Origin of the sequence: Chamaesiphon sp. VAR_48_metabat_403, assembly GCF_031422475.1 — a bacterium.
GTDB lineage: Bacteria > Cyanobacteriota > Cyanobacteriia > Cyanobacteriales > Chamaesiphonaceae > Chamaesiphon.
This window is the reverse complement of record NZ_JANPLS010000297.1, coordinates 1-4545: the sequence shown is the minus strand read 5'-3', so window position 1 is coordinate 4545 and position 4545 is coordinate 1. Positions and strand designations below refer to the sequence as shown.

General features: G+C 46.6%; 6 protein-coding genes. 2 read left to right on the top strand and 4 right to left on the bottom strand.

Going from position 1 to position 4545, the window contains the following annotated elements; genetic code table 11:
- Nucleotides 1–440 precede the first annotated feature (440 nt).
- Nucleotides 441–989, top strand: coding sequence for an RNA-binding protein (locus tag RMO79_RS14230; protein ID WP_310483826.1), 549 nt, complete (start codon nt 441–443; stop codon nt 987–989).
- 204 nt (nt 990–1193) lie between these two features.
- On the opposite strand, the gene RMO79_RS14225 is transcribed toward RMO79_RS14230, so the two are convergent.
- From RMO79_RS14225 to RMO79_RS14210, 4 genes are all read right to left on the bottom strand, one after another.
- Nucleotides 1194–1643, bottom strand: coding sequence for a DUF948 domain-containing protein (locus tag RMO79_RS14225; protein WP_310483825.1), 450 nt, complete (start codon nt 1641–1643; stop codon nt 1194–1196).
- 2 nt (nt 1644–1645) lie between these two features.
- Nucleotides 1646–1978, bottom strand: a complete 333-nt coding sequence (locus RMO79_RS14220) for a YtxH domain-containing protein (RefSeq protein ID WP_310483823.1) — start codon at nt 1976–1978, stop codon at nt 1646–1648.
- A 296-nt stretch (nt 1979–2274) separates the two neighbouring features.
- Nucleotides 2275–3411: a glycosyltransferase family 4 protein gene (locus tag RMO79_RS14215; RefSeq protein ID WP_396136600.1), complete on the bottom strand. Its 1137-nt coding sequence runs from the start codon at nt 3409–3411 to the stop codon at nt 2275–2277.
- An 8-nt stretch (nt 3412–3419) separates the two neighbouring features.
- A complete protein-coding gene (locus tag RMO79_RS14210; protein ID WP_310483821.1) occupies nt 3420–3872 on the bottom strand; it encodes a Fur family transcriptional regulator in 453 nt (150 codons plus the stop codon).
- Nucleotides 3873–4117: 245 nt separating this feature from the next.
- Between RMO79_RS14210 and purS the strand changes: the two genes are divergently transcribed.
- Nucleotides 4118–4378 carry a phosphoribosylformylglycinamidine synthase subunit PurS gene (gene purS / locus RMO79_RS14205; protein ID WP_310483819.1) on the top strand — a complete coding sequence of 87 codons (261 nt, stop codon included), beginning with the start codon at nt 4118–4120 and terminating at the stop codon, nt 4376–4378.
- Nucleotides 4379–4545: the final 167 nt, after the last annotated feature.

The following is a 4545-nucleotide window of genomic DNA, read 5'->3' as shown; positions in this document are numbered from 1 at the left end:
ATCGCTAGTTACCCCACGCACGTCTAATTAAATCATCCATTAAAGGTGGGCAATGCCCACCTTTTGGTGTGACTGTATACCTCAAGTATAAGATCGCCAGATGTGAAGATGCCCAGACATGATAATTTAAATAAGTGTCTCACCAAACTTGTAAAAAAATATTAAGATAAAGTGTCGAGGACACAGAGATCGCATCTACCGATTCATCCTAAAGCATCGACAAATAAGCGGTTGTCAATAGTTAAACCGCCACTGTGAACTTCTTGCTTAGATTCGACTTTCGACAGGAGCGGCTAGATCGATGAGACTCTACAACGGCAATGATTTGAAATATGTAAACCACTTCTTTGTCAGTTTTTTGTCCGCCCAAAATTGAGGTTATCCCCCAGGGGAACTCCTGCAAGCAAGCTAATTTAATTCCAGTCTGGAGGAATTTCTATATGTCTATTCGTTTATATGTCGGCAACTTACCAAAATCAGATGTCGAGCGCGAACAGCTCGAAACTGTGTTCGCTGATGCTGGCGAGTTAGTTTCGGTCAAAGTAATTAAAGATCGCAAAACGGGCAAATGCCGTGGATTTGGCTTTGTGACTGTCGAGACTGACGAGCAAGCCGACCAAATCATTGAAAAGTACAATGGTGCCATGTTCTTAGAGCTACCGATCTTAATCGAAAAAGCTCTACCCAAAGCCAAAGGACAAGACGATGACGATGAAAATAGCGACAGTACCGAAACCAGAGCACCCAGTAGCGTCCCCAAACCAAATCTGAGTAACAAAGCTAGTGGTGCAAGTACCAGTACCCCACGTCGCGGCGGTAGCGGTGGTGCCAGTGGGGCAAAAAAAGGCGGTCGCAAAGAAGGTGCCAAAAGCAATAGCAGCACCACTACTTACACTAACACTACTACCGAAAGTTTTCAGCCAGATCCCCGCTGGGCTGGCAAACTAGCCGAACTCAAAGATAAACTCGCTGAATCTGGCAACATCTAATTTTCTGGATTGCCGAATATAGATCCGACAGACTGCAATTGCTTGCAGGTAAATTTAACAATTGCCAAAGACACAAACGTCCTTGGCAATTTTTTTAGGTTTTAGGTTTTAGGTTTTAGTGAATAGGCTTTAGAACTGCGTTCTTTAGTTTTTTTCCTTCCACACTTCTCCCAGTCCCCCAGTTCCCCCGTCTCCCATCTAGAATCAATCATCTTCACCATCGAGTCGTTGTGATAGTGCTGCGGGATCGATGGATGAGAGCTGACGATCGCGCAAAGATGCATCGCCAGTGCGCCAGGTTTGCCAAGCAGCTTTGACACCTACCCAGACACTGCGCGTATTCGTGCTGACGGTGCCAGCTTGTTTTTTGACTTGGGAGATACCCAAATTGGCTTGTTTGACGATCGTGGTGGCACTTTGGACGCTTTGAGACATTTCATCGCTCAGATCGCCTAATTCCAGCCCTGCTAGCCTAATTGCTTCAAGTGTAGGTGGCAATTCTCGATCGAGCCTGTCGAATAACTTTTCGGCACTCCTAGCCGCCCGCGATAAATCTTGAATTGCTGGGAAAGCAGCAACTACCAATGCTGTCAAACTTACAGCCACAAGTAGCAGCGAACATCCCAGAAATAGTACCGGATCGATAAATGTCAAAATTAATCGTCTGCTTGATGAATAGATTTGGGACGATCGACTGGAGTTGCTTCGCGGGCGGATTGACTGGCAACAACCCCCGCAGAGATCGCTGTGGCCAATCGCTCGAGTGTATCATGCCAGCGATCGCCAGCCGCCGCCGAAAGTTTATCGGCTTGCAGCATGACGCTACTAGAAATATCTTCAGCCATTTGGGGGACGGCGGCGATCGTTTTGCCCAAGACTTTACGTGTATCTCGCCCTTGGCGGGGAGCCACTAATAGTGCTGTAACGGTACCGATCGCCGCACCGATGAACATGCCACTCACAAATGTACCGCGATTTTTATTTGCCATAGTATCGAGATCGCTAAACAGAAGGTATATTAATTTAAATCGCGATCGGACGGAGCGCGAGGGTAAGGGGAAAAGATCTGAAAATTTTAGTAAAGCACCTGAACGCTCGACCCTAGAATTTATTGCTAATGTTCAGATCTGGCGATCGATCCAGTCCTTATAATATCAAACTATTCCCCTGCCAAATCGCTCGTTAACGGGGGGAAAGCTTGTTAATGATAAAACTTACCACCACTAGTTTCCAGCGAGGGTTAGCAAGTCAGTTTGCTAGTTGCTAGCGGGGATCGCGATCGCGGTTAGGGTTTATCTTCAGGATTGGGCGCGGGCGCGGGTGTCTCTGGGACATTAACGATCGCCCGCAGCCGCAGCCAAACGGTAAGAATCAGCATTAGTGCGATTCCGATTGCCGTTACCACGATCGCCATGTGTCTGTTACCTTGCATCTGCATGGCAACAATCCCACCAGCCAGAGTCACTCCCCACAAAATTACTGCCGAATGTCGTTGCGAAAATCCTCGTGCCAATAACCGATGGTGTAAGTGATCTTTTCCAGGCGTACTGAGGGGATTTTTGCCAGAGAGCAACCGTTTGATAATTACTTGACTGGTATCGACAACTGGGACGAGAAACAGCATCACTGTCGGGATCAGCGAAGTTACAGTGGTTACTTTACCATTGCCTAAAATACTGGTTGCTGCTAACACATAGCCCAAAAAGTAAGCTCCCGCATCCCCCATAAAAATCCGAGAAGGATGATAATTGTGCCTTAAAAAGCCTAATGCCGCACCTGCAACCCCCGCGCAAATCAGCGTCGCCGCTGCTCTAGCTTCAAATTGCGCTGACACTGACAATAAACTCATCGCGGTAATAAAACTCACCCCTCCCGCTAAACCATCCATGCCATCCATCAAATTGACAGCATTGGTGATCCCCACAATCCATAACACCGTGAAAATAACTGATAGAATGCCATCGATCGGCACACCAAAGTAAATGACATGAATTTGGATGCCGCAGACTACCAGGAGTAATGCGGCTAGAATCTGGACGACTAGCCGAAATAAGGCTGGCAATCCACCAAATTGATCGTCGATAAATCCGACAATGACTAGCACCGAGCCGCCGAGTAAGATTGCCAAGATGGCTACTTGAACTTTTGCCAGGACGATCGGCGATAGGCAACCTGCTAAGATAACAGCGGCAATTACCCCCGTATAAATTGCCAATCCGCCAGCATTCGGGCGCGGTTCGCTGTGCAACCTCCGGGCATTGGGTTCGTCAGCCCAACCTACTTTGAGCGCGAAAGTTCGGACTTTGGGGATAAATAAATAAGTTACTATCCATGCAAACATAAACGTCAGCACTACGGAGAGCCACCCGCGTCCATGCGGATCGGCAATCCCAATTGAATTCATAAAACTCTCAAAAGTCATGCATTCCCCTATGTAGAACGTTCGTGGCTGTGGTGGTGATGTAAGTGAATATCTTGACGATCGTGGCTATTATTTACTTCTTTGGGCGCACAAGTCAAACATACCCCAAAAAATTCCAGAGTGTGATAATAAATTTTAAACTGATGGAGCGATTCCAGTCTGTGCTCTAATTGTTCTACCGGACATTCATCGATCGGAATCGATTCCCCGCAGTGCAAACAGGTCAAATGATGCCGATCTGCTTGCACACAACTATACAATGATTCGCCTGTCGGTAACGTTCGACATTGAACGATCCCCTCCAGTTTGAGACTTTCTAGAGCGCGGTAAACCGTTGCTAGTCCTACTGCTCGATCGCTATCACGCAACTCTACATAAATATCCTGGGCAGAAATTGCCCGATCGCATTGCTTGAGGAGTTGTAAAATACGTTCTTGGCTGCGAGTTCGATCGGATTTCATAGGATTAGGCTTTAGGGATTAGGCTTGATAGTTTTAGGTTTTAGACTTTTGGGATTAAGGATTGGTGGCTTCCCTGTATATTTCTGCGCGATCGTGAATGCTCGAATGTCGAGTAAAACAATTTGACCATCGGTAAAATCCAAATGATTATCGAGGCTGGTACTAGTTTACAATTGGTGATGTTAGATTTAGGTGGCGACGATTGCGGCCATATCTAACAATTATCGCAAAGTTGAGGAATTCCGTTGAAGCAACAATATCACGCTCGCATTTATATTACACTTCGTTCCTCCGTACTCGATCCGGCTGGGACGGCAGTCCAATCTGGTCTAGCGCACATGGGCTACACTGATGTGGAGAGCGTCCGCATCGGCAAATATATCGAAGTCAATCTCGCCGCCACAGACGAAACCGAAGCACACAGTCAATTAGACCGCATGTGCGACCAGCTTCTTGCCAATCCAGTTATTGAGAATTATCGAATCGAATTAGGGAATAGTGAATAGTGGATAGGCTTTATAAGTAATTGTATTTCTTACTTCTTACTTCTTACTTCTTACTTCTTACTCCCCGCTTACAAGAGATCGGCTAAATTAATATCTCTTTCTAGCAGGCAAGCATGACCGCTGAGGGGTAGTAAAGTTGTTTTTGACTTGGGAAGTTGTTGGTGGAG